The 3,450-nt window shown below is 49.2% G+C and carries 3 protein-coding genes; 2 read left to right on the top strand and 1 reads right to left on the bottom strand.

The features are described from left to right. Positions 1–87: 87 nt before the first annotated feature. A complete protein-coding gene (locus ACOJTG_RS14560) occupies positions 88–1,515 on the top strand; it encodes a SusD/RagB family nutrient-binding outer membrane lipoprotein (protein ID WP_420154494.1) in 1,428 nt (475 codons plus the stop codon). 45 nt (positions 1,516–1,560) lie between these two features. Then, the gene (locus ACOJTG_RS14555; protein WP_420154493.1) at positions 1,561–2,025 is read left to right on the top strand and encodes a hypothetical protein; all 465 of its coding nucleotides are present in this window, start codon (positions 1,561–1,563) and stop codon (positions 2,023–2,025) included. 65 nt (positions 2,026–2,090) lie between these two features. On the opposite strand, the gene ACOJTG_RS14550 is transcribed toward ACOJTG_RS14555, so the two are convergent. Next, entirely contained in the window at positions 2,091–3,233 is a 1,143-nt protein-coding gene (locus tag ACOJTG_RS14550) for a cystathionine gamma-synthase (protein WP_420154492.1), read from the bottom strand. Positions 3,234–3,450 lie beyond the last annotated feature (217 nt).

Here is a 3,450-nt window from a genome sequence, read left to right as displayed (position 1 = left end):
TATGGAGTTAACCTTCGTGTAACATTCTAATTCTGTACTTAGATGAAGTTCTCAGCAATACATAAAAAATGGATAAAGGGAGTAACGATGGCCTGTTCGGTGGTCGCTCTTTCTTCCTGCTCGGATTATCTGGATATTAATCAGAACCCCAATAATCCTATTACCGTACCTCCTGCTACCCTATTACCCAGTGGCTTGGCGGGTTCGGCGTTCTCCAATGCTAATGATCTGAACCGCTTTGCCAGTGTGATCATGAGCGTAACGGCCGGAGCCAACGGTAGCCCCGTTTCTTGGGATCGCTACAATACGGATGGATCTGACTTCGGAAACCAGTGGCGATTTGAACTCTACGGTGGTGCTCTGATCAATTATCAGAAACTTATCGAAGTAGCCCAGACGAGCAATTCAAACGCCTATGTCGGCATTGCCAAAATCATGAAGGCGTATACGTTTTCCATCGCAACGGACGTATGGGGTGATGTTCCCTATTCGCAAGCCCTGCAGGGAGATGCCAATACGCAGCCTCGACTGGATACGCAGAAAGAGATTTACCTAGGCGATAATGCCAAGGGCATTCAAAGCCTGTTTGACCTGGTGAAAGAAGGTTTGGCTGATCTGGAAAAAACCAGCAGTACCACGCCCGGTAGCGACGACATCGTTTACAATGGTACGATCGAGAACTGGAAAAAAGCCGGTAACACCTTACTGTTGAAGCTAGCCCTGCAAATTAGTAGTGTAGAGCCCGCAAAGGCGAAGTCAATCATTGATGAAGTCATCAAAGGCAATGACTACATCACGACGAATGCTCAAAATCTGGCCGTGAATTTTGGATCGCAGGTAGGTAGCCAAAGTCCGATTTACACGTATACGTACAACTCTTCCTTCAGTACGGATCAGTTAATCAGTACCCGTTTCGTAACGTTACTGCAAGGATTGAAAGACCCCCGGCTTCCGTTATTCGTAACCCGGCCTACCGGCAACTACGTAACCATTGATAACGGTTTTGCCGGTACCCCTCCAGCGGCGGCGAACCGCTCCATGTTCAGCTCGTACGTAACGGGTGAAAACGGAGAAGGTCCGGTACGGTTAATTACCAACTGGCAGCGTGCCTTCATTTTGGCAGAAGCAGCCCTACGCTTGGGCACAGCAGGCGATGCTCAGAAACTGTACGAAGAAGGCATTCGGACTTCCATGTCATCGGCTGGTATTTCTGACGCGGACATCAACGCTTATTTCACGGCGAACCCTACGGTCGTAACGTTAGCGGGCAGTAACGAAGAGAAGATCAAGCAGATCATTACCCAGAAGTATATTTCGCTGTACGGAAACGGTCTTGAGCAGTGGAATGACTGGCGGAGAACGGGTTACCCCACGTTAGCTCAGCACCAGAACGCGGTTGGCGTTGACGGAACGCGTCCGGTTCGGGCTCGTTACATTGATCAGGAAATTGCCAGAAACCCTAATTTCCCGAACAACATACTTCAGAACGTACGGGTTTGGTGGGATGTGAACTAAACACACTTCTAATTATCGACACAGATGAAAAACATATTTCTTTTAATGATCCTGTGCTTTCCCATCCTGCTTACGTCTTGTAAGGATGATTTTGGCACTTTTTACGAGGATAACCGACCCGCAGTACCCGTAACATTCCCCGGTACGACGACGTACGGATTCAATCCTTACATCACGAAGTCCATTAAGGATTCCACTTCAGCGATTGAGTTCACGCTGTCTATTCCAGAAAATAGCGGACGTACCATCAAGGAAATCACCCGGGTTTCGGCTGGAAGCAGTAGCATTAACGCAGGTTCAGTAGCGACCGCTACGTACATTACCCAACCCATTGCGGGCAATGGAACCTCGGTTAAGTTCACCACGACGCTGGCTCAGTTTAAATCCAAATCAGCTGCTAATGCTCGTCTGGTCACGGCCAACGGTGAAATCGCCTTCATGTTCTTGGTTACACTGGACAATGGCGAAACGATTATTCCCGTCCAAGTACGCGTACGCTTAACGGCGTAGTACACCAGAATTGAAAAGAGCCTCCGGAATACCGGAGGCTCTTTTTTTATGGACCGCGATCAGGATTAGTTTTCAATCGCCTGCGTCAAATCCTCGATTAAATCCTCCACATCCTCGATTCCCACGCTCAATCGAATCAGCGTATCCTTCAACCCGGATTTTTCGCGTTCGGACTTGGGAATACTGGCGTGCGTCATACTGGCCGGATGTGTACAAAGTGATTCTACCCCACCGAGCGATTCGCCCAGCGAAAAAACCTTAAAGCTCGACATGACCCGAACGGCTTCTTCGTAATCATCGCCTTTAAGTTCGAAGGAGAGCATCCCTCCGAAATCCCGCATCTGTTCCGCCGCCAGTGCATGGCCTGGGTGCGTAGCCAAGCCGGGGTAGTACACCTGGCCAACCTTCGGATGATTGTTTAGAAACTCCGCTACCTGCCGGGCGTTTTCGCAGTGCTGTTTCATGCGAATGTGTAACGTTTTGATTCCCCGCAACACCAGAAAGCAATCCTGTGGACCGGGTACAGCTCCGCAGGCATTCTGAATAAATCGTAGACGGGCAGCCAGCTCATCGTCATTGAGCATCAATGCTCCCATCACGGTATCGGAGTGCCCGCCGAGGTATTTCGTTACCGAATGCATGACAATATCGGCTCCCAGGTCCAAGGGGTTTTGCAGGTAGGGCGAGGCGAACGTATTATCTACCACGGTAAGAATGCCGCGACTACGGGCTTGGTCAGCCAAGGTACGAATATCAAGGATACGTAACAGTGGATTCGTGGGCGTTTCCAGCCAGAGCATTTTGGTCTGCTCGGTGAAAACCGTTTCAACGGCAGCCGGGTCACTTAAGTCAATGAATTTGAATTTTAGGCCGAAGTCTTCGAACACGCGTACAAAAATCCGGTACGTTCCTCCGTATAAATCATTCGTCGCCACAATTTCATCGCCGGGCTTGAATAACTTCAGTAAGGCATCCGTTGCGGCCAGTCCCGAAGCGTAGCAAACGCCGTGTTGAGCATTTTCCAAGGCTGCCAGAGCGTTCTGAAGGGCCGTTCGGGTGGGATTATGCGTTCGGGAATACTCGTACCCTTTATGTACCCCCGGAGCCTGCTGTACGTACGTAGAAGTTTGGTAAATGGGTGTCATGATGGCTCCCGTAGACGGGTCCGGTTCAACGCCCGCATGAATAGCTTTCGTGGCAAAACGCATAACAATCGAAGTTTTAAACGTGTCACAGCGTACGTTAGCCGACCCAACGTTCAGCTAACGATTTGTGCATCCTTCTCTAGCGAAGTGACTGCGAGGTTAAGCAATCTTTTTCAGATCAATCCAGAAATCAGTTAATTCTTTTAACTTACCCTTTCTTAACATCAACCTTCATGAAATCTTACGTTCTACTTTTCATTCTAGTCTTTACCTTCTCTAG

Origin of the sequence: Siphonobacter sp., assembly GCF_048595215.1 — a bacterium.
GTDB lineage: Bacteria > Bacteroidota > Bacteroidia > Cytophagales > Spirosomataceae > Siphonobacter.
The sequence above is the reverse complement of the archived record's forward strand: the minus strand, read 5'-3'. Positions and strand labels throughout refer to the sequence as shown.